Consider the following 20,381-nt stretch of genomic DNA (forward strand, 5'->3'; position numbering starts at 1 on the left):
CCACGTCCGGGACGGAGCACTCCATGCGCATCCTTGGCATCAACGCCCTCTTCCACGACCCCGCCGCCGCCCTGGTGGTCGACGGCCGCACGGTCGCCGCGGCCGAGGAGGAACGCTTCAGCCGACGCAAGCACGGCAAGCGCCCGGTCCCCTTCTCCGCCTGGGAGCTCCCCGAGCTGTCGGCCCGCTGGTGCCTGGAGCACGCCGGCGTCCGCCCCGAGGAACTGGACGCGGTCGCCTACTCGTTCGACCCCCGGCTGGCCCGCCCGGCCGACCGGATGGGCCTGGACGACCCCTGGGACCCGCTGCGCCTCGAGTACGCGCGCCGCGCCCCGGAGTTCCTCGCCGAGGCGCTGCCCGGCCTGGACCCCGACCGGGTCGTCTTCGTCCCGCACCACGTGGCGCACGCCGCCTCCGCCGGGCCCGCCTCGCCGTTCCCGGACAGCGCCGTGCTGGTCCTCGACGGCCGCGGCGAGTCCTCCTCCCACCTGGCCGGGCGCTACACCGACGGCAAGCTGGACATCCTGGCCACCCAGGCGCTGCCGCACTCCCTCGGCCTCGTCTACGAGGAACTCACCGCCCACCTCGGCTTCCTGCGCAGCAGCGACGAGTTCAAGGTGATGGCGCTCGCCTCCTACGGGAAGCCCCGCTTCCACCAGCGGCTGCGCGAGCACGTCCACGCCACCGGCGACGGCGGCTTCCGCGCCCACGGCGTCGACTGGGCGGCCTACGCCCCGCCGCGCGGCAAGCACGAGCCGTGGACCCAGGACCACGCCGACCTCGCGGCCAGCGCCCAGGCGGTGCTGGAGGAGGTCCTGCTGGAACTGGTGCACTGGCTGCACGGCGCCGCCGGCGGCGAATCGCTCACGCTGGCCGGCGGCGTCGCCCTGAACTGCGTGGCCAACGCGAGGATCGCCGCGACGGGCCCGTTCCGTGACGTCTGGGTGCAGCCCGCGGCCGGCGACGCCGGCACCGCCCTCGGCGGCGCCCTGCACCTCAGCGAGAACCCCGAGCCGATGCCCGGCGCCGACCTCGGCCGCGGCTGGTCCGACGACGAACTGCGGGCGATCCTCCAGGAGGCGGCCGTCCCCTTCGAGGAGCCCGAGGACATCGCCGAGACCGTCGCCGAGGAACTGGCCCGCGACGGCGTCGTCGCCTGGTTCCAGGGCCGCAGCGAATTCGGCCCCCGCGCGCTCGGCCACCGGTCCCTGATGGCCCACCCCGGCCGCGCGGAGAACCTCGAACGCCTCAACAAGGTCAAGGGCCGCGAGGAGTTCCGGCCCGTCGCCCCGATGGTCGTCGCCGACCGGGCCGCCGAGATCTTCACCGGGCAGCTGCCCAGCCCCTACATGCTGTTCGTGCACGAGGTCGCCGAGGCCTGGCGGGACCGCATCCCGGCCGTCGTCCACGTCGACGGCACCGCCCGCATCCAGACCGTCGAGGAGCGCCGGGAGCCCCTGGTCGCCCGCATGCTGCACGCCTTCGAACGCCGCACCGGGCTGCCGGTGGTGGTCAACACCAGCCTCAACACCGCCGGCCGGCCCATGGTCGACGACCCGCGCGACGCCCTGGAGTGCTTCGGCTCCGCGCCCGTCGACCTGCTGGCCATCGGCCCCTTCGCCGTCCGACGCGGAAGGATGTTCGGATGACGGCCCCCGCCGGGACGCCCGGCAGCGGCCACGCCGGGGAGCCCGGCTACGCGGTGGTGATCCCCACCCTGGTCCGCGACACCCTCGCCGACTGCCTGGCCTCCCTGGTCGCGTCCCACGGCCCCGAACCGGCCGAGATCGTCCTGGTCGACGACCGCCCGGGGCCGGCCGCCGACGACGAGGCCGCCCTGGAGCACCCGCTGTCCGTCCTCGGCGACCTCAGGGCCCGCACCACCGTGCTGCGCGGCGGCGGCCGGGGACCGGCCGCGGCCCGCAACACCGGCGCCCGGGCGGCCGCCGCCCCGTGGATCGCCTTCCTCGACGACGACGTCCAGGTCGGCCCCCACTGGCGCGACCAGATCACCGAGGACCTGGCCACCGCCGCACCGGACACCGGCGGCATCCAGGGCGTGATCGCCGTGCCGCTGCCCGGCGAACGCCGCCCCACAGACTGGGAGCGCGCCACCGCCGGACTCGCCCAGGCCCTGTGGATCACCGCCGACATGGTCTACCGCGCCGAAGCGCTCAAGCAGGTCGGCGGGTTCGACGAACGCTTCCCCCGCGCCTTCCGCGAGGACGCCGACCTGGCGCTGCGCGTCCTGGACGCCGGCTGGCAGATCCGGCGGGGCCGGCGCACCACCCGCCACCCGGTGCGCCCCGCCGACCGCTGGGTCTCGCTGCGCCAGCAGCGCGGCAACGCCGACGACGCGCTGATGCTGCGGCTGCACGGCGCCGGCTGGTGGAAGCAGGCGGCCGCCCCGCGCGGCCGGATCCGCCGCCACCTGGCGATCACCGCGGCCGGCGCGGCGGCCTGCCTGCTCGCCGTCGCCGGACGCCCGAAGGCCGCGTCCCTCACCGCCCTCGGCTGGGCGCTGGGCACCGCCGAGTTCGCCTGGGCGCGCATCGCACCCGGGCCGCGCACCCGTGACGAGGTGGTCACCATGCTGGTCACCAGCGTCCTCATCCCGCCCGCCGCCGCACGCCACTGGCTGGAAGGCCTGTGGCGTCACCGCGACGCCCGGCCCTGGCAGGAGGTGGCCGGCCCGTGAACCCCGCCGCAGCCGTCCTCTTCGACCGTGACGGCACCCTCGTGGAGGACGTCCCCTACAACGGCGACCCGGAGCGGGTCCGCCCGATGCCCGGCGCCGTCGAGGCGCTGGCCCTGCTGCGCGAGCGCGGACTGCCCGTCGGCGTGATCAGCAACCAGTCCGGGATCGCCCGCGGCCTGCTCACCCGGGCCCAGGTCGACACCGTCAACGCCCAGGTCGAGAAGGTGCTCGGACCGTTCGACGTGTGGGAGATCTGCCCGCACTGCCCCGACGACGACTGCCCCTGCCGCAAGCCCGCCCCCGGCATGGTGGAGTCCGCCGCCGCCCGCCTCGGCCTCCCCGCCGGACGCTGCGTGGTGATCGGCGACATCGGCGCCGACGTCGAGGCCGCACGGCGGGCCGGGGCGCGCGCCGTCCTGGTGCCCACGGCGGCCACCCGCGCCGAGGAGATCGAGACCGCTCCCGTGGTCGCCCCCGACCTGCTGAGCGCGGTCCGGCTGGTGGTCGCCTACCTCGACTGCGCCGGGCAGACGGTCGAGGCGGGGAGGCCGGCATGAGAGCCCTGGTGGTCCGGCTGGACAGCTTCGGCGACGTGCTGCTCGCCGGGCCCGCCGTGCGCGCGGTCGCCCGGCACGCCGACGAGGTGGCCCTGCTGTGCGGCCCGCGCGGCGAGCCCGCCGCCCGGCTGCTGCCCGGCGTGGACCGGGTGATCGTCTGGGACGCGCCCTGGGTCGGCCTCCAGCCGCCCCCGGTGGACCGCGCCGACATCGCGCGGACCACCGACCGGATCGCCGCCTTCGGCGCCGACAGCGCGCTGATCCTCACCTCCTTCCACCAGTCGCCGCTGCCCACCGCCCTGCTGCTGCGCCTGGCCGGGGTCGGCCGCATCGCCGCCGACAGCGAGGACTACCCGGGCGCCCTGCTCGACGTCCGCCACCGCCGTGCCGGCCACGACCACGAGGCCGAGGCCGCGCTGCGGCTGGCCGAGGCCGCCGGCTTCCCGCCCGCCGAGGACGACGACGGACGCCTCGCCGTCCTGCCGCCCCCGGAGACCGGCGCGCTCACCGGACCCGAGCCCTACGTCGTCCTGCACCCCGGGGCCAGCGTCCCGGCCCGCGCCTGGGCCCCCGAGCGCTGCGCCGAGGCGGTCCGCGAACTCGCCGCCGCCGGACACCGCGTGCTGGTCACCGGCGGGCCCGGCGAGAGGGAGCTGACCGCCCGGGTGGCCAGCCGGCACGGCCTCGACCTCGGCGGCCGCACCGACGCCGCCACCCTGGCCGGCGTGCTCGCCCGGGCCCGGGCCGTGGTCACCGGCAACACCGGCCCCGCCCACCTCGCGGCCGCCGTCGGCACGCCCGTGGTCTCGCTCTTCGCCCCCGTGGTGCCCGCCGGACGCTGGCGCCCCTGGGGCGTCCCGCACATCCTGCTCGGCGACCAGGAGGCGCCCTGCGCCGGCAGCAGGGCCCGCACCTGTCCGCTCCCCGGCCACCCCTGCCTGAACACGGTGACCGGGCTCGACGTGCTCGCCGCGGTGGAGAAAGTGATGGTGTCCCGATGAGGATCCTGATCTGGCACGTGCACGGCTCGTGGACGACCGCCTTCGTCCAGGGCCCGCACACCTACGTCGTGCCCGTCACCCCCGACAGGGGACCGGACGGACTCGGCCGGGCCCGGACCTTCGACTGGCCGGACTCCGTGGTCGAGCTGCCCCCGCGGGACCTGCGGGAGGCGGGGATCGACCTCGTCGTCGTGCAACGGCCGCACGAGATCGAGCTGGTGGACCGGTGGCTCGGCCGCCGGCCGCCCATGGTCTACCTCGAGCACAACGCCCCCGCCGGCGACGTCCCCGACACCCGCCACCCGGCCGCGGACCTCCCCGGCGTCACCCTCGTCCACGTCACCCACTTCAACCGCCTGATGTGGGACGCCGGTTCCACGCCGGCCACGGTCATCGAACACGGCATCGTCGACCCCGGGCCGCTGTGGACCGGCGAACTTCCGCGCGCCGCCGTGGTCGTCAACGAACCGCTGCGCCGCGGCCGGACCACCGGCACCGACCTCCTCGCCCACTTCGCGCACGCCGCCCCGCTCGACGTCTTCGGCATGGGCACCCATGGCCTCGCCGGAGCCCTCGGCGTCGACGCCGACCGCTGCCGCGACCACGAACTCGCCCAGCGCGACCTGCACGCCGAGATGGCCAGGCGCCGCGTCTACGTGCACCCCGTCCGCTGGACCTCCCTGGGGCTCTCCCTGCTGGAGGCCATGCACCTGGGGATGCCGGTGGTCGCCCTCGCCACCACCGAGGTGACCGAGGCGGTGCCCGAGGACGCCGGAGTCGTCTCCAACCGCCTCGACGTACTGACCGACGCCGTACGGGAGTTCGTCGCCGTCCCGGACCACGCCAGGGCCGTGGGCACACGCGCCCGCACGGCCGCGCTCGCCCGTTACGGGCTGCCCCGCTTCCTCGACGACTGGGAGCGGCTGCTGAAGGAGGTGACCCGATGAGGATCGCCATGGTGTCCGAGCACGCCAGCCCGCTCGCCGCGCTCGGCGGACCCGACGCCGGGGGCCAGAACGTGTACGTGGCCCGCCTGTCCGAGGAACTGGCCCGGCGCGGTCACGACGTCACCGTCCACACCCGCCGCGACGACCCCGGCCTGCCCGACCGGGTGCGGATGCCCGCCGGCACCGTCGTCGACCACGTGACCGCCGGGCCGGCCGAACCGATCCCCAAGGACGAACTCCTCGCGCACATGCCGGAGTTCGGCGAGCACTTGGACCGGGTCTGGGCGCGTGAGCGGCCCGACGCGGTGCACGCCCACTTCTGGATGTCCGGACTCGCCGCCCGGGACGGCGCCCGCCCGCACGGCATCCCCGTCGTCCAGACCTTCCACGCCCTCGGCACCGTCAAGCGCCGGCACCAGGGCGCCCTGGACACCAGCCCCGTCCAGCGCCTGTCGCTGGAACGCCGCCTGGGCGGCGACTGCGACCGGGTGATCGCCACCTGCTCCGACGAGGTGGCCGAACTCGCCGCCATGGGAGTACCGGGCGACCGGGTCTCGGTGGTGCCCTGCGGCGTCGACACCACCGAGTTCCGGCCCGGTCCCGACCTGGCCGGCGCGCCCGCGCGCCGACACCGGCGGCGGCTGTTGGCCTGCGGACGCCTGGTGCCGCGCAAGGGCTACGACCGGGCGATCCACGCCCTGGCCGAGATCCCCGACACCGAACTCCTCGTGGTGGGCGGCCCCTTCGCCTGCCGCACCGAGAACGCCCCGGAACTCGCCGACGCCGTCCCCGAGGCGGCCCGGCTGCTCGCCCTCGCCGAGGAGCTCGGTGTCGCCGACCGCCTCCGGATGCTCGGCGCGGTCTCCCGCGACCGGATGCCCGCCCTGATGCGCAGCGCCGACCTGGTGCTGTGCACCCCCTCCTACGAACCCTTCGGCATCGTCCCGCTGGAGGCGATGGCCTGCGGCGTCCCGGTGCTCGCCACCGACGTCGGCGGACACCGCGACAGCGTCGCCGACCGCGCCACCGGGCGGCTGGTCCCGCCCGACGACCCCGCGGAGCTGGCCCGGGCCGCCCGCGAACTGCTCGACGACGAAGCGCTGCGCCGCGCCTACGGCGCCGCGGGCCGCGCCCGCGTGCTGGACCGCTTCACCTGGCGGCGCGTCGCGGACGGCGTCGAAGAGGTCTACCGCCAGGTGGCGGCGGGCCGCGAACTCTCTTCCTCGGAGGTGGCGTGATGGACATGCGACCGGTTTCCGCCTCGGGCGGCCACTGCGACGCCCTCGACAAGGCCCTCGGCGACTTCCGGGCCAGGGCCCCGCACACCGTCGACCGCTGGGGCGAGCTGCTCGCCGCCGTCCTCACCGGCGGCGGACGGCTGCTCGCCGCCGGCAACGGGGGCAGCGCCGCCCAGGCGCAGCACCTGACCGCCGAACTCGTCGGCCGCTACCGCGACGACCGGCCCCCGTTCTCCGCGATCGCCCTGCACGCCGACACCTCCAGCACCACCGCCATCGCGAACGACTACGGTGTCGACGAGGTGTTCGCCCGCCAGGTCCGCGCGCACGGACGCGACGACGACATCCTGATGCTGCTCTCCACCAGCGGCGCCAGCGCCAACCTGCTGGCCGCCGCCGAGGCCGCCCGCGAGGCCGGACTGCACGTGTGGGCGCTTACCGGACCGGCCCCCAACCCGCTGGCCGCCGCCGCCGACGAGGTGCTCGCCGTGGAGGCGCCGTCCACCGCCACCGTGCAGGAACTCCACCTGGTCGCCGTGCACATGGTCTGCGAGGCCTTCGACGCCGCCCTGGAACGCGGCTGGGGCGCCAAGGGCCGCCGCCGCGCCGGGGCCGCCGCCGCCCCGGACCGCACGGGCGTGCCCGCCCGCGGCGCCGGCGGAGGCCCGCACGCCCTGCAGGCCGGGCTGATCCGGCGCACCCCCGACGACCTGCCGCACGGAGGCCGCCGGCATGAGTGAGAAGGTGAGCGCCCCGCTGGTCGTCGTCGGTGACGCGCTGCTCGACCGCGACCTCGTCGGAACCGCCGACCGGCTGGCGCCCGACGCCCCCGTGCCGGTGGTCGCCGACTGCGTCGAGAGGCTGCGCCCCGGTGGCGCCGCCCTCGCCGCGTACCTCGCCGCCCAGGACGGCCGGCCGGTCACGCTGGTCACCGGACTCGGCGACGACCCCGCCGCCCGCCGGCTGCGGCGGCTGCTGGAACCGGCGGTGCGGGTGATCGCGCTGCCCGTCACCGGCCCGCTGCCGGAGAAGACCAGGCTGCTCGCCCAGCACCGGCCGGTGGCCCGGATCGACCGCGGCGACGGCCGGGCGGCCGGCGCCACCGAGGAGGCCCGGGAGGCGATCCGCTCCGCGCACGCCGTCCTGGTCTCCGACTACGGCCGCGGAGCCGCCGAGGCGCTGCGCGACACCCTCGCCGAGCGGCCGCCCGAGGTGTGGGACCCCCATCCGCGCGGCGCCACCCCGGTCCCCGGGACCCGGCTGGTCACCCCGGCCGAGAAGGAGGCCCGCCAGTTCGCCGAGGGCGGCTCGGGGGAGGACCTGCGCACCGTCTCCCGCGGCGCAGCCGCCCTGGTCCGTGCCTGGCAGGCCGCCGCCGTCGTGGTCACCCTGGGCTCGCGCGGCGCCCTGCTGTCCTACGGCGACAACCCCCTGCTCTTCCCCGCGCCCACCGCCCACGCCGGCGACCCCTGCGGCGCCGGCGACCGGTTCGCCGCCACCGCCGCCGGCCACCTGGCGGACGGCGCGCTGGTGGAGGAGGCGGTGGCCAGGGCGGTCGCCGCCGCCACCGGGTTCGTCGCCGCGGGCGCGGCGGGGGCGATCGGCGTCGACGCCGCGGACACGGAGGCCGCCCCCGCGTCCACGACGGGGGCCGCCGGGGCGGACACGCAGGCACCCGCCGTTCCGGGGACCGCGGAGGGCGCCCCGGAAGGTGCCACCCCCGGGCGGGCGGCGCGGGCTGCCGTGGGAAGGGCGGCGGCAAGGGTCCTGCCCGGGGCGGCGGAGGGTACCGTGGCAGGGACGATCGGGGACGCCGTGGGACAGGCGGCGGCGGACGCCGTGGAAGGGGCCGTGGACGACACCGCTCCGCGCGGCCCAGGCCGGGCCCCACGCCCCGCGCCCCCGGCCGGGGACGAGGACCCGTGTGTCCTGGCCGGGAGGGTCCGCGCGGCCGGCGGGACCGTGGTGGCGGCGGGAGGCTGCTTCGACCTGCTGCACGCCGGTCACGTCGGCCTGCTCGAGGAGGCCCGCCGCCTCGGCGACTGCCTCGTCGTCTGCGTCAACTCCGACGCCTCGGTGCGCCGCCGCAAGGGCGACGGCCGCCCGGTCAACCCGCTGGCCGACCGGGTCCGCGTACTCAAGGCGCTCGCCTGCGTCGACGCGGTCGCCGTCTTCGACGAGGACACCCCGGCACAGCTCCTCGCCCGGCTCCGCCCCGACGTGTGGGTCAAGGGCGGCGACTACGCCGGAGCCGACCTGCCCGAGGCGGCCCTGCTCGAGGAGTGGGGCGGCCAGGCCGTCCTGCTGCCCTACCTGGACGGGCGGTCCTCCACCCGCCTCGCCGCCCGGGCCGCCGCCGCGGTGGCCGCCGCACGCGACGCGGGAGGCCCGAGGTGACCCGCCACCGCGTACTGGTGCTGCGCGCCCTGGGCCTCGGGGACCTGCTGGCCGGGATCCCCGCGCTGCGCGGCCTGCGCCGCGCCCACCCGGACTCCGAGATCACCCTCGCCGCGCCGGCCGAACTCGCCGCGCTCGCACGGGAGTCGGGCGCGGTGGACCGCCTGCTGCCCGCCTCCGCGGCGGGCCGTGCCGTGCCCGCCGCCCTCGACTGGACCGGGCCCCCGCCCGACCTCGCCGTCGACCTGCACGGCAACGGCCCGCTCAGCCACGGCCTGCTCGCCGCGCTGCGGCCCGCCCGCCTGTTCGCCTTCGCGCACCCGGACACCCCCGGCGTCGAGGGACCCCCGTGGTACGCCGAGGAGCACGAGCGCGACCGCTGGTGCCGCCTGCTCGCCTGGTACGGCGTCGACGCCGACCCCGGCGACCTCCGGCTGCCCCGCCCGAAGGCCGCCTCCCCGGCGCCCGGCGCGGTCGTCCTGCACCCCGGCGCCGGATCCCCGGCCCGCTGCTGGCCCGTCGAGAGGTTCGCCGCCGTGGCCGCCGCGCTGCGGGAGCGGGGACACCGGGTGGTGGTCACCGGGGGACCGGGGGAGGACGACCTGGTGGCCGCCGTCGCCGACGGCGCGGGGCTGGACGGCGCCGACCGGCTCGGCGGGGGGCTGCCGCTGCCCGAGCTGGCCGCGCTGGTGGCCTCGGCGCGGGCCGTCGTCAGCGGCGACACCGGTCTCGCCCACCTCGCCGTCGCCCACGGCACGCCGTCCGTCACCCTCTTCGGGCCCACCCCGCCCGCCCGCTGGGGACCGCCCCGCCGGCCGCGCCACCAGGTCCTGTGGCACCCCGGCCCGCCCGGCGACCCGCACGCCCGCCGCCCCGACCCGGGGCTGCTGCGGATCACCGTGGACGAGGTCGTCGGCGCCTTCGGGCGGCTGCCGGCGGAGGAGGCGCGCGACACCGCCGACGAGCCGGCGCGACCGACCACCGGCCCCGGTTGCCCCGCGGACACCCGACCACGCGTACGTCCCGGCCACGCCGCGCCCTCGGGCCACGCCGCGCCTTCGGGCCGTGCCGTGCCCGCCGACCCCACCGCGCCCCCGGACCCCGCCGCGCCCTCCGGCCCCACCGTGACCACCGGAACGCCATGACCGCTCCCGCCCCGCGCCAGGACCCGGGCCCCGCCGTCGGCGTCGTGATCGCCACCCGCGACCGGCAGGACAGCCTCGCCCACACCCTGCGCCGCCTGCTCGCCCTGCCCGAGAGACCGCCGGTCGTCGTGGTCGACAACGCCTCCCGAGACGGCACACGGGAAATGATCGGCCGCGACTTCCCACAGGTCAGGGCGCTCACCCTGGCGGAGAACCAGGGCGCCACCGCCCGCACCCTCGGGGTACGGCTGCTCGAGACCCCCTACGTGGCCTTCAGCGACGACGACTCCTGGTGGGAGCCCGGCGCGCTGACCGCCGCCGCCCGGCGCCTGGAGGCCCACCCGCGGCTCGGGCTCCTCGCCGCCCGCACCCTGGTCGGCCCCGAGGGCGCGGACGACCCGATGAACGAGGTCCTCGCCGCCTCCCCGCTGGGCACCGCCCCCGACCTGCCCGGCACCCAGGTGCTCGGCTTCCTCGGCTGTGCGGCCGTCGCCCGCCGCACCGCCTACCTGGAGTCCGGCGGCTACCACCGGGTGCTCTTCTTCGGGGCCGAGGAGACCCTGCTCGCCTACGACCTGGCGGCCCGCGGCTGGGGCGTGACCTACTGCCCCGACGTGGTCGCCCGCCACCACCCCGCCACCGCGCCCCGACCGCACCGCACCGCCCTGCAACGGCGCAACGAGGTGCTGACCGCCTGGCTGCGCCGGCCGCTGCCGCTCGCCCTGGCCCGCACCCGCGAACTCGCCGTCGAGGCACGGCACGGCGGCCCCGCCCGGCACGCCCTGCGCGGGACGCTGGTGCGGCTGCCGGGCGCGCTGCGGGCCCGCGCACCGCTGCCGCCGCACGTCGAACGCGCCGCCCGGCTGCTGGACGGGGCCCGCGCGTGAACCCCTCCGGAGCCGACCCCCGCGTCAGCGTCGTGGTCATCACCCACAACCGGCGCGACGAACTCCTGTACACGCTCGACCGGCTGGCGGAACTGCCCGAGCGGCCACCGGTGATCGTCACCGACAACGCCTCGGCCGACGGCACCGCCGCCGCCGTCGCGCGCCGCCATCCGCAGGTGCGGCTGCTGCGTCCGGGCCGCAACCTCGGGGCGGTCGGCCGCAACCTCGCGGTGCGTCACGTCACCACGCCCTACGTGGCGTTCTGCGACGACGACACCTGGTGGGAGCCCGGCTCGCTGCGCGGCGCCGCCGACCTGCTGGACCGGTTCCCGGGCGTCGCCGCGGTGACCGCCCGCATCCTCGTGGAGCCGGGAGGCGCCGAGGACCCCATCGTCGCCGAGCTGCGGGACTCGCCCGTCCCCGGACCCGACTGGCTGCCGGGACCCGCACTGGGCTCGTTCCTCGCGGCGGCGACCGTGCTGCGCACCGACGCGTTCCGGACGGCCGGCGGGTTCTCACCGCGCCTGTGGCTCGGCGGCGAGGAGGAACTGCTCGCCGTGGACCTCGCGGCGGCGGGATGGTGGCTGGTCTACGCCGACTCCCTCACCATCCACCACCGGGCGTCCGCCGCACGCGACTCCACCCTGCGGCGCACGCACGGCATCCGCAACACCCTGTGGTTCACCTGGCTGCGGCGTCCGGCGCGCGCGGCGCTGCGGCGCACCCTGCACCTGGCGCGGACCGTGCCGCGCGACGCGGCCTCGCTGCGCGGCTTCGCCCTCGCCGCGGCCGGGCTGCCGTGGGTGGTGCGGGAGCGGCGGGTGCTCCCGGCGACGGTCGAGTCCCGTCTCGTGCTGCTGGAGGCCTCCCAACGGGCGTCGCGGGCACGGCGGTACACCGGATGACGGCGGCGGTTCCGGGCCCCGCGCGGCCCCGCGCGGACCTACCCTGGGCCTGAGGCCGTCCCGTGAGGAGCACGCGTATGGATCTGCCCAGGACCGGCCCGGCGCGACGCGAGCACCCGGCGCGACGCGAGCACCCGGTGCGACGCGAGCGCCCGGCGTGACGCGGCCCCCCGTCCCCGGCGCCCCGGACGGCCTGGCGCCGCCCTGCGCCCTGGCCGGCCTGTGGGCCGTGCGGCACGGGCAGAGCACGGCCAACGTGGCCTTCGCCGCGGCGGAGGCGTCGCACTCCACGGAGCCCGTGCCGGGCCGCGACCGGGACGTCCCGCTGACCGCCCTGGGAGCGGCGCAGGCCCGCGCGCTGGGTGCCTGGCTGGCCGCACCGGCCCCCGCAGGAGGCCCCGACCTGGTCGTGTGTTCCCCCTACCTGCGCGCCCGGCGGACCTGGGAGCTGATGGCCTCCCGCGCCGCCGAGCTCGGTGTGCCGCAGCCGCACGCGCTGGTGGACGAGCGGCTGCGGGACCGGGAGATGGGCGTCTTCGAGCTGCACCCCGCGACCGCGCTGCGCGCCCGGGCGCCGCAGGAGGCGGCCCGCCGGGAGCTGCTGGGGGACTGGTACTACCGGCCGCCCGGCGGGGAGGCCTTCACCGACGTCGCCGTCCGCGTCGGCCAGTTCGTCTCCGACCTGGCCGCCGCCGCACCGGGACGGCGCGTCCTGGTCGTCGCGCACGACGGGGTGCTGGTGGCCCTGCGTCATGTCCTCGCCGGGATCGGGGCCGCCGCGCCCGAGCCGCCGCCACCGGTGCCGAACGCCTCGGTGTCGCACTGGGACGGCGACGGGCGGCGCCTGCGCCCGGTCACCTGGGGCGACACCGCCCACCTGGCCACGGCGGACCTCGCCTGACGGGCCGTCCCGGCCCGCACGGCGTCAGTGGTGGTGGGCGTGGACGACCGCGTGGCCCTTGCCGCGGCCGATCATCCACTTGTTGACCGGAGTGGTGACCAGGAAGGCCACGGCGAAGCCGCCCAGCAGCGCCGACCAGAACAGGCCGTCCGAGAGCTGCGCCTCCATCGCCCCGGGGGTCAGGGCGATGATGCCGTTGTCGACGAGCTCCATCACGGCGATGGAGACCGTGTCGGCGGCCAGCGCAACCTTGACCGCCGCCCGCAGCTCCAGGCCGGCCCTGCGGACCCCGAACAGGGTGAAGGAGTAGCCGAACACGAAGGCCAGCCCGATCGCCAGCACCATGGTCGGCACGTTCCCCCAGGCCAGCGCCGTGCCGATGACCATGCCGAGGATCTCGCCCACGGCACAGCCGGTGAGGCAGTGCAGCGTCGCCTTCGCCGCCATGGCCCAGGTCGCCCCCGGGCGGGGCGTGTGATGGTGCCCCTCGTGATGCCCGGCGTGATGACCGGCGTGGCCCCCGTGCGCCCCGTGGGCGTCACCGGAGTGGTGCCCGGTGTGCTCCATGACCGTTCTCCCCTCGCTGTCGGACGGGGCCCGTCTCCCGGCCCCGCACACCCGAACCATATACCCCCAGGGGGTATTCCGGCAGGAAGGGGGCGAGCTCGTGACACGCCGGTGGGGCGCACGCCGCGGTGCGCGACGCCCGCCCCACCGGGTGACAACAGGTGCTCGCGGCCGGTCAGTTACGGCCGAGGAGGTCCTTCATCCGCTCGATCTCCGACGACTGGGAGTCGATGATGTCCGCGGCCATGCGCCGGGCCGGCGGGTGGGAACCGTCCGCCCGCTCCGTCCGGGCCATGGCGACGGCGCCCTCGTGGTGCTCGATCATCATGCGCAGGAAGGCCTCGTCGAACGCCGGACCGGAGGCCTCGCGAAGGGCCTCCATCTCCTCGGCGGACATCATCCCGCCGGTGCCGCCGTGCGCGGCGTGGCCGCCGGCGTCCGCGGAGGGGACCTCCTCGCCCCAGGACCTCAGCCAGCCGGACAGGGTGGTGATCTCCGGGTCCTGGGCCTTCTCGATCTCCGCGGCGAGGCGCTTGACCTCGGCGGACGCCGCCCGCTCGGGGCGAGGGCGGCCATCTCCACCGCCTGCCGGTGGTGCGGGATCATGCCGACGGCGAAGGCGACGTCGGCGGCGTCCGGCCGCCCCGGGGAGGCCGTCACCGCGGCGGGGGAGTGAGCGCCGTGTCCGGCGGGGTCGTGGTCCCGGCCCCCGCCACAGGCGGTCAGGGCGAGGAGGCCGGCGCCGGCGGCGGCGAGGGCGGCGGCGCGGCGGATCGTGGAACGCTTGTCGGGCATGGTGGTGCGACTCCTGGTGCGTAGGGATCTGAGGCGTGACAGGCGGCGGCGCGGCACCGGACCCCCGGGGGGTATGCGCGCGAGTGGGGCGCGGGGTGCCGTGCGGGGCTGTCTAGATCCGCAGGAGCTGCAGTTCGGCCAGGTCGGGGGGCGCCCGGACGGGCAGGGCCGAGGCGGGGACGCCCAGGGGGCGGGCCGGGGCGGCGGCCGACGGTGCGGCCGGAGTTCCGGCGAGGGGGGGAGGGGTGTACGGGGATGCCGCCTGGGCGGCGGCGCAGGTGTCGTCCGCGTGGCTCAGGTGGCCGGATCCCTGCCCGTGACCCTGGTGGGCTGCGGCGTCGGCGGTCTCCGCCGCGCGGTGGGCGACCCGCTCGCCGTGGGCCGCCGCCGTGCCGTGCGACCCGGTGTGCGGGCGGTCGAGCCCGCCGCCGGGGGCGAGGGCGTGCATGCCGAACAGCCCGGCCAGGACCGCGAGCACCAGCAGCGCGAGCAGCCGCCCCGTGGGGCGGTGGCACGTGCCGAGGCCGGTGATCACCCGCCCATCGTACGACCCCCGCCCGGCACGTCCCTCATACCCCCGCGACCGACCCGGGCCCCGGGCCTCCGGGCGCCGTCAGGCCTCGTGGCCCCGGGCCCTCGGGCGTCGTCAGGCCTCGTGGTCCCGGGCCTTCGGGCGTCAGGCTTCGTGGTGCAGGGCCGCGAGCAGGGTGTCGGCGGGGTCGCGGGCGGTGGAGCCGGCGATGGTCGCCGCCGCGGTGCGGCCCTCGGGCGAGAGGCACCAGTGGAGCCAGCGGTCCAGGCCCTCCGCGCAGACGTGCTCGCCCGGCACCACCGCCGGCCACCCCCACACCCGCCCCTGCGCCGAGACCTTCGCCCCGCCGGCCACGGGATCCACCGCGAGCACCGGCACGCCCGACCGCAGCCCCAGCACCAGGCCGTGCAGCCGGTCGGTGACCACCACGTCCAGCCTGCGCAGCAACGACTCCAGTTGCCCCGGCGTGGCGGCCAGGCGCCAGTCCCGGGAGTCGAGCCGGGTCTCCAGGTCCAGCCGCGCGCAGTCCACGCCCGCGAGCCAGCCGGTGACCGTCTCCGCCACCACCTCGTGCAGCCGCCGCCCGCCGTACTCGTGCTGGCCGTGGGTGAGGACCACCCCGACCACCGGAACCGGGTCCGGGACCGGGGCCCGGGCCGCCAGGTCGGGCGCCGCCGCGCCGGAGGCGTCCCGTGCCAGCACCCGGTGGAAGCCCTGCACCGCGGGGGAGGAGGGGTCGATCACCGACACCCCCACCGCCACCCGCACGCACCGCGCGTACCGCTCGTGCAGCTGCTCGATCTGCGGCCCGTGCAGCGGCCCGCACACGAAGACGAGGTGGGAGTACGCCCGCGGGTCGGCACGCTCCAGCGGGAGCTCCCCGGGCCGGAAGCCGGGACTCCAGGCCACGTCGTACGGCAGTCCGGCCCCGTCCAGCACCTCCCGCACGCGGTCCAGGGCCAGCAGGTCCCCGGCGGTGGCCTCCCCGTGCAGGAAGCTGAACCACCCGGTCACCAGGATCCGTCGCGGCCACCCCGCCTCCGGCGGGTGCGCGCCGTCATCGCTCGTACGCACAGTGCGTGGCGGGTGCCCCTTCCGTCCCGCGTCAAGCGTCGAGGAGCGGCCGTTTACCGGGACATCCGACGACTTCGCGACCGAAAGGCCGTTTCGCGCCGTTTGTCCGTGTCTACCCGTTGGGCGAGCCGAGTGTGGAAGGAGGGTGATGAAATGATCACCCGAGACCAGATCCCCGCTGTCCTCGACCATCCGGTGTACGACGGCACGGGCACGAAGATCGGCGAGGCCAAGCACGTCTTCCTCGACGACGCGACCGGCCGCCCGGAGTGGGTGAGCGTCAAGACCGGTCTCTTCGGGAGCGGCGAGACCTTCGTCCCGATCCGTGACGCCTCGCTGGTGGAGGACCACCTCGAGGTGCCGTACACCAAGGACAAGGTCAAGGACGCCCCCGACGTCGTGGTGGACAGCGGCGGTCACCTCTCCCGCGAGGAGGAGCACCGTCTGTACGAGTACTACGGCGTCAAGTGGGACCAGCCCTGGGAGCAGTCCACGGGCCAGGACAAGAACGCGGCGTCCGGCCGGAGCGGCATGGACAAGGGGACGGCCGGCGCGGCAGGTGCGGCCGGGGGTGTGGCCGGAGGAATCGCCGGCAAGGCCTCCGCACGCGGCCGCAAGGGCGAGGGCGTCGACGACTCCGGCCGGGCCTACGCGCGGGGTACCGGAGCCGAGGGGCGCACCCCCGGTGCCGAGGCCCGTGCGCGTTCCGGCGCCGCCGGCGGCGGCCTCGGCCAGGAGACGGCCGAGAACGCGATGACGCGCTCCGAGGAGCGCATGCACGTACGTGTCGAACGTCAGGAGAGCGGCCGCGCCAGGCTGCACAAGTACGTCGACACCGAAGAGGTGCAGCAGAGCGTGCCGCTGCGGTACGAGGAGGTCCGCGTCGTCCGTGAGCCGATCACCGACGCCAACCGTTCCTCGGCGCTCTCCGGCGAGCCGCTCAAGGAGGCGGAGTTCGAGGTGACGCTCCACGCCGAGCGGCCCGTGATCGAGACCGAGGTGGTCCCGGTCGAGCGGGTCAAGCTCACCACCGAGGAGCGGGTCCAGAACCGCACCGTCACCGGCCGCGTCCGCAAGGAGCGGATCGAGTCGGAGGGCATGGAGGCCACCGGCACGGACGCCACGCCGGGCGTCGACGCGGGCGGCCTGAGCGGTGAGAGCGGCCGCGGCAAGCACCGGAAGGGGGGAAGGTGACAGTTCTTCCCCACGTGGATGGGGGGCGCTGCGGGTCGCTCGTGGTCGTCCGCAACGCCCCCCGGTCTGCGGCCCGTTCGGGGACGAGGTCAGCCTAGGAGGATGCCCGCCCGGCGCACATGAGGGACTGCCCTGCGGGGTGGACCGAGGGTTTCCCCTCCCTCGGCCCGCCCTGTGCCCGATCGTGGCGACGGCCCGCGAACTCGCCGGGCAGCAGGGCCGGGACGCGGTCACCACCCGGCGGCCGGCCGAGCGCATCGAGTACAGCCGACCCGTCCTCTCCAGCCACTTCCGCGGCAAGCGGGGGATCATCGGAGCCGTCGCCCGCGCGGGCGCCCCCGGGATGGCCGCGCTGCTGCGCGCCGCGGCCCGCTCCGCGGAGGGTCTGCGCGCCCGGGTCACCGCCCTCGCGCGCGCCTACCTCGCCTTCGCCGAGGACGACCCGGCGGTCCACGACGCGATGTTCCTGGTGGACCGGCTCGCCGTGCTCTGACCGGCGTTCCGGCGGGCACCGGAAAGGGCGCGAGCCGCGGCGGGGGCGCCGGGTGAGGGGACGTCAGCCGCCGGCCGGGTGGTTGGCGGTGAGGCGGACGATGTCGATGCGGGAGCGGATGCCGAGTTTGCGGTAGACGCGGGTGAGCGTCGCCTCCACCGTCTTCACGCTGACGTACAGCCGACCCGCGATCTCCCGGTTGGTGGCGCCCTCCATGACCAGCCCGGCGACCTGCCGCTCCATCGCGGCGAGCCCCTCCAGCAGCGCGACCCCGCCGCCCGCCGTCCCGCCCGGGCCGCCGGCGGCGCCCGGGACGCGGGCAGCGGGTCCCGCGTGGACGGCGGAAGGCCCGCCGCCCGGGCCCGCCGCGAGGGCCGGCCCGGCGGACGCGGCGGTGTCCGCGGCCGCCATGGCCTCCACCCGCCGCAGCCACGGCAGCGCCCGGCACCGGCGGAACAGCCGCCCCGCCTCTTCGCGGGCGCCCGCCCCGCCGCGCCCGGTGCGGGTGAGCAGTTCGGCCAGGGCCAGCAGCGTGCGGCCCTCCGAGAGCCGCCGTCCCAGCAGGGCGAGCCGTTCGCGCGACCGCGTCAGCAGGAACTCCGCCCCTTCCGCGTCCCCTTCCGCGCTCCGCACCAGCGCCTCCGCGCGGTCCAGCACCGCCAGCACGCCCTCCCGGCGAAGCCGGACCGCCCGGGCCCGGGTCTCCTCCACCAGCCGCCGCGCCTCCTGGGTCTGCCCGGTCCGCACCAGCGCCTCCGCGAGGTCTCCGTGCCAGCGGCCGCCGGCCGGGTCGTCGATGCCGACGCCCGCCTCGAGGGCGCGCACCCGGCTCAGCGCCTCCACCGCCCCGGCCGCGTCGCCCCTGACCAGCCGGACGTGACCCAGGGCGGCGAGGGTGTGCGCCAGGAAGATCTGGTCGCCGTCCCGTTCCGCCGTGCGCACCGCCTCCTCGGCCAGCTCCACGGCACGCGCCGGGTCGCCGCCGGACGCCTCCGCGTGCGCCGCCAGCGCGCCGGCCGCGGCCTCGCCGATCCCGGTGTCCCGGGCCAGCCGCAGCGACTCCCGGGCGAGGTCGACCGCCCGGCCGCAGTGCCCCGAGGCCAACTCCGTCTCGGCCAGCAGCCGCAGGTACTGCACCTCGGCCTCGACCATGCCGCGCCGCCGCGCGCCCCGCAGCAGCGCCGTGACGGTCGACCGGGCCTCGTCCAGCCGGTCGCTCATCATCGTCCAGCGGCAGTGCACCGCTCCGGCGCCGTTGTGGTCGCAGGCCAGCGCGTCGTCCTGCGGCGCCTCCAGGGCGCGGGCGATCGTGGCGGGGGCGTCCGGGTGGCCGCGCAGCACCTCCATGTGGGCCTGGAACGCCAGCGAGAGCAGCTCGGTGTTCCGGTCCCCGCCGGCCGCGGCGAGCCGGGCGGCGAGGGCCGCCTCCTGACGGGCCCGGCCGCTGTCGCCCTCCACCAGCAGCGCCTGCCAGGCCAGCCGGTGGTGGACCAGCCCGAGCAGGCGCGGATCGTCCCCCGCGTCGGCGAGCGCCTGCGGGAAGACGGCGTCCACCTCGCTCAGCGCCTGACCCGCCGCGTCGATCACCACCGTCCAGGCCCGCACCCGCTCGGCGGCCTCGGTGGCCCGGCCGAGCACGTCCTGGGCGATGTCGCGGGCCAGGTCGGTCTCGCCGGCGGTCAGCGCGTCCTCGGCGGCGCGCAGCCGGTACGCGTCGGGGGAGTGACCGGCGTCCTGCGGGGCGTGCCGTGCGGCCAGCAGTCCCAGCGAGGCCGCCACCGAGGGGGCGCCCCGGTCGCGGGCGAGACCGGCCGCCTCGGAGAGCCGCGCGGCGACCTCCGGGTCGGCCCCGGCCGTGGCCAGGGCCAGGTGCCGGGCCCGGTCGATGGGGTCGAAGGCCACCCGTGACAGCGCCGCGTGGACGGCCCGCCGCTCGGGCCCGTCGGCCGCGGCGTACAGCGCGGAGGGCACCAGCGGGTGGGTGAAGCGGACGGTGTGGTTCTCCGGATCGGCGACCAGTACCCCCAGCGCGCAGGCACGGGCGACGTCCGCCTCGGCGTCCGTCCGTCCGGCGGCGTGCAGCAGCGCCAGGGTCGGGCGTGCCCCGGCGGCGGCCACCAGCAGCGTCCGGCGGGTCTCGGCGGGCAGCCGGTCCAGCCGCCCCAGCAGCAGCGCGCGCAGCGACGTCGGCACCGGCAGCGGCTCGCCCGGCCGGGGCGGAGTGGGGCTCTCCGCGAGCGCGCGCCCCAGCTCCAGGGCGAACATCGGGTTGCCGGCACTGGCCGCGCCGATGGCCCGCACCGTCGAACGCGGCAGCGACCGGTGGCCGCGGCGGGCCAGCAGGGCGGAGATCTGCCCGCGGTCCAGCGGCGCGACCCGCAGGGCCTCCGAGTCGTGCGGCAGCCCGCGCAGGCAGTCGTTCACGTCCGGTCCGCCGGGCGTCTGGGTGCGCAGCGCGCAGAGCATCCGCACCCGGGTGCCGTTGATCCGGCGGGCGGCGAAGCCGAGCAGTTCGGTGCTGGCGCGGTCCAGCCACTGCAGGTCGTCGGCGACCACCAGCACAGGCCCGTCGGCGGCCAGCGCGCGGAAGGCGGCCAGGACGGCCAGGCGCAGGGCCAGCCCGTGGTGGCCGTCCGGCCGGAGCACCGCCTCGCCGTGCCCGGTGAGAGCGGCCTCCAGCGCGCAGCGCTGGGTGTCCGGCAGACGGTCGGCGACCCGATCCAGGACGGGGCCGAGGAGGTCGGCGATGGCCAGGAAGGGGAGGTGGGATTCCGACTCGGTGGCCGAACAGCGCAGGACCGTCCGCGACTTTCCGGCGTATTCGGCGGTCAGTGCCCGCAGCGCCGTCGATTTGCCGATTCCGGCCGGTCCGTGGAGCAGTACGCCTCCGCCCTGGGCGAGTCTTCGCCGGGCCGCCGCGAAGAGCTCCTCCTGCCCGATGACCTGGTCGTTCGTCCGGTCGGAGCGGTGGTCGGCGAGATCCTGGACGTCGTGTGGCACGGTCACCGCTCCCCTCGAATGTCGTGTTCTGGTCAATGGTAAGCAACGTG

Annotated in this window: 16 protein-coding genes and 3 pseudogenes; 14 read left to right on the forward strand and 5 right to left on the reverse strand. The window is 77.1% G+C overall.

Annotation, left to right across the window (positions count from 1 at the left end; translation table 11 throughout):
• The first annotated feature begins 23 nt into the window (after window positions 1-23).
• The 12 genes and pseudogenes from Sfr03f_RS05235 to Sfr03f_RS05285 all read left to right on the forward strand — a co-directional run bounded on the left by Sfr03f_RS05235 (window position 24) and on the right by Sfr03f_RS05285 (window position 12,676).
• Window positions 24-1,649 carry a carbamoyltransferase family protein gene (locus tag Sfr03f_RS05235; protein WP_108952504.1) on the forward strand — a complete coding sequence of 542 codons (1,626 nt, stop codon included), beginning with the start codon at window positions 24-26 and terminating at the stop codon, window positions 1,647-1,649.
• Complete coding sequence (locus tag Sfr03f_RS05240; RefSeq protein ID WP_170145035.1) at window positions 1,646-2,698, forward strand: glycosyltransferase family 2 protein; 1,053 nt, start codon at window positions 1,646-1,648, stop codon at window positions 2,696-2,698. Before Sfr03f_RS05235 ends, Sfr03f_RS05240 begins: the two co-directional genes overlap by 4 nt.
• Window positions 2,695-3,255: a D-glycero-alpha-D-manno-heptose-1,7-bisphosphate 7-phosphatase gene (locus Sfr03f_RS30500; RefSeq protein WP_170145036.1), complete on the forward strand. Its 561-nt coding sequence runs from the start codon at window positions 2,695-2,697 to the stop codon at window positions 3,253-3,255. The genes Sfr03f_RS05240 and Sfr03f_RS30500 overlap by 4 nt, the downstream gene beginning before the upstream one ends.
• Window positions 3,252-4,256 carry a glycosyltransferase family 9 protein gene (locus Sfr03f_RS05245; protein ID WP_108952505.1) on the forward strand — a complete coding sequence of 335 codons (1,005 nt, stop codon included), beginning with the start codon at window positions 3,252-3,254 and terminating at the stop codon, window positions 4,254-4,256. The genes Sfr03f_RS30500 and Sfr03f_RS05245 overlap by 4 nt, the downstream gene beginning before the upstream one ends.
• Entirely contained in the window at window positions 4,253-5,203 is a 951-nt protein-coding gene (locus tag Sfr03f_RS05250; protein WP_108952506.1) for a glycosyltransferase, read from the forward strand. The genes Sfr03f_RS05245 and Sfr03f_RS05250 overlap by 4 nt, the downstream gene beginning before the upstream one ends.
• Window positions 5,200-6,441, forward strand: a complete 1,242-nt coding sequence (locus Sfr03f_RS05255; RefSeq protein WP_108952507.1) for a glycosyltransferase — start codon at window positions 5,200-5,202, stop codon at window positions 6,439-6,441. The genes Sfr03f_RS05250 and Sfr03f_RS05255 overlap by 4 nt, the downstream gene beginning before the upstream one ends.
• Window positions 6,441-7,181, forward strand: a complete 741-nt coding sequence (locus Sfr03f_RS05260; RefSeq protein WP_218028123.1) for a D-sedoheptulose-7-phosphate isomerase — start codon at window positions 6,441-6,443, stop codon at window positions 7,179-7,181. Before Sfr03f_RS05255 ends, Sfr03f_RS05260 begins: the two co-directional genes overlap by 1 nt.
• Window positions 7,174-8,838, forward strand: coding sequence for a D-glycero-beta-D-manno-heptose 1-phosphate adenylyltransferase (gene rfaE2, locus Sfr03f_RS05265; RefSeq protein ID WP_108952508.1), 1,665 nt, complete (start codon window positions 7,174-7,176; stop codon window positions 8,836-8,838). The genes Sfr03f_RS05260 and rfaE2 overlap by 8 nt, the downstream gene beginning before the upstream one ends.
• Window positions 8,835-9,782, forward strand: a pseudogene (locus Sfr03f_RS05270) (glycosyltransferase family 9 protein); the annotation flags it as partial. The gene rfaE2 and the pseudogene Sfr03f_RS05270, both read left to right, overlap by 4 nt.
• Window positions 9,783-9,979: 197 nt before the next feature.
• Complete coding sequence (locus Sfr03f_RS05275; RefSeq protein WP_108952510.1) at window positions 9,980-10,870, forward strand: glycosyltransferase family 2 protein; 891 nt, start codon at window positions 9,980-9,982, stop codon at window positions 10,868-10,870.
• Window positions 10,867-11,775: a glycosyltransferase family 2 protein gene (locus Sfr03f_RS05280; RefSeq protein WP_108952511.1), complete on the forward strand. Its 909-nt coding sequence runs from the start codon at window positions 10,867-10,869 to the stop codon at window positions 11,773-11,775. Before Sfr03f_RS05275 ends, Sfr03f_RS05280 begins: the two co-directional genes overlap by 4 nt.
• A 157-nt stretch (window positions 11,776-11,932) precedes the next feature.
• A complete protein-coding gene (locus Sfr03f_RS05285) occupies window positions 11,933-12,676 on the forward strand; it encodes a histidine phosphatase family protein (protein WP_245967403.1) in 744 nt (247 codons plus the stop codon).
• A 24-nt stretch (window positions 12,677-12,700) separates the two neighbouring features.
• Here Sfr03f_RS05285 and Sfr03f_RS05290 read toward each other — a convergent pair whose 3' ends face one another.
• From Sfr03f_RS05290 to Sfr03f_RS05305, 4 genes and pseudogenes are all read right to left on the reverse strand, one after another.
• Window positions 12,701-13,243: a DUF4396 domain-containing protein gene (locus Sfr03f_RS05290; RefSeq protein WP_108952512.1), complete on the reverse strand. Its 543-nt coding sequence runs from the start codon at window positions 13,241-13,243 to the stop codon at window positions 12,701-12,703.
• A gap of 175 nt (window positions 13,244-13,418) precedes the next feature.
• Window positions 13,419-14,038 (reverse strand): annotated as a pseudogene (locus Sfr03f_RS05295) (DUF305 domain-containing protein).
• 112 nt (window positions 14,039-14,150) lie between these two features.
• The gene (locus Sfr03f_RS05300; protein WP_108952513.1) at window positions 14,151-14,573 is read right to left on the reverse strand and encodes a DUF6153 family protein; all 423 of its coding nucleotides are present in this window, start codon (window positions 14,571-14,573) and stop codon (window positions 14,151-14,153) included.
• A gap of 141 nt (window positions 14,574-14,714) precedes the next feature.
• Window positions 14,715-15,584 (reverse strand): polysaccharide pyruvyl transferase family protein, encoded by an 870-nt coding sequence (locus tag Sfr03f_RS05305; protein WP_245967404.1) that lies wholly within the window; start codon window positions 15,582-15,584, stop codon window positions 14,715-14,717.
• Window positions 15,585-15,797: 213 nt separating this feature from the next.
• Here Sfr03f_RS05305 and Sfr03f_RS05310 point away from each other — a divergent pair, with 213 nt between their 5' ends.
• Window positions 15,798-16,838: a DUF2382 domain-containing protein gene (locus tag Sfr03f_RS05310; RefSeq protein ID WP_108952514.1), complete on the forward strand. Its 1,041-nt coding sequence runs from the start codon at window positions 15,798-15,800 to the stop codon at window positions 16,836-16,838.
• Between the two features lie 139 nt (window positions 16,839-16,977).
• Window positions 16,978-17,313 (forward strand): annotated as a pseudogene (locus Sfr03f_RS05315) (TetR/AcrR family transcriptional regulator); the annotation flags it as partial.
• Window positions 17,314-17,394: 81 nt separating this feature from the next.
• Here Sfr03f_RS05315 and Sfr03f_RS05320 read toward each other — a convergent pair.
• Window positions 17,395-20,337 carry a helix-turn-helix transcriptional regulator gene (locus Sfr03f_RS05320; protein WP_372514302.1) on the reverse strand — a complete coding sequence of 981 codons (2,943 nt, stop codon included), beginning with the start codon at window positions 20,335-20,337 and terminating at the stop codon, window positions 17,395-17,397.
• Between the last annotated feature and the right edge of the window lie 44 nt (window positions 20,338-20,381).

It is taken from the genome of Streptomyces fragilis (assembly GCF_003112515.1).
Lineage (GTDB): Bacteria > Actinomycetota > Actinomycetes > Streptomycetales > Streptomycetaceae > Streptomyces > Streptomyces fragilis.

What these genes read in the sequence shown, in the direction of transcription:
- Sfr03f_RS05235 (WP_108952504.1), top strand. Translation starts at nt 24, where the DNA reads ATGCGCATCCTTGGCATCAACGCCCTCTTCCACGACCCCGCCGCCGCC.
- Sfr03f_RS05240 (WP_170145035.1), top strand. Translation starts at nt 1,646, where the DNA reads ATGACGGCCCCCGCCGGGACGCCCGGCAGCGGCCACGCCGGGGAGCCC.
- Sfr03f_RS05245 (WP_108952505.1), top strand. Translation starts at nt 3,252, where the DNA reads ATGAGAGCCCTGGTGGTCCGGCTGGACAGCTTCGGCGACGTGCTGCTC.
- Sfr03f_RS05250 (WP_108952506.1), top strand. Translation starts at nt 4,253, where the DNA reads ATGAGGATCCTGATCTGGCACGTGCACGGCTCGTGGACGACCGCCTTC.
- Sfr03f_RS05255 (WP_108952507.1), top strand. Translation starts at nt 5,200, where the DNA reads ATGAGGATCGCCATGGTGTCCGAGCACGCCAGCCCGCTCGCCGCGCTC.
- Sfr03f_RS05260 (WP_218028123.1), top strand. Translation starts at nt 6,441, where the DNA reads ATGGACATGCGACCGGTTTCCGCCTCGGGCGGCCACTGCGACGCCCTC.
- rfaE2 (WP_108952508.1), top strand. Translation starts at nt 7,174, where the DNA reads ATGAGTGAGAAGGTGAGCGCCCCGCTGGTCGTCGTCGGTGACGCGCTG.
- Sfr03f_RS05275 (WP_108952510.1), top strand. Translation starts at nt 9,980, where the DNA reads ATGACCGCTCCCGCCCCGCGCCAGGACCCGGGCCCCGCCGTCGGCGTC.
- Sfr03f_RS05290 (WP_108952512.1), bottom strand. Translation starts at nt 13,243, where the DNA reads ATGGAGCACACCGGGCACCACTCCGGTGACGCCCACGGGGCGCACGGG.
- Sfr03f_RS05310 (WP_108952514.1), top strand. Translation starts at nt 15,798, where the DNA reads ATGATCACCCGAGACCAGATCCCCGCTGTCCTCGACCATCCGGTGTAC.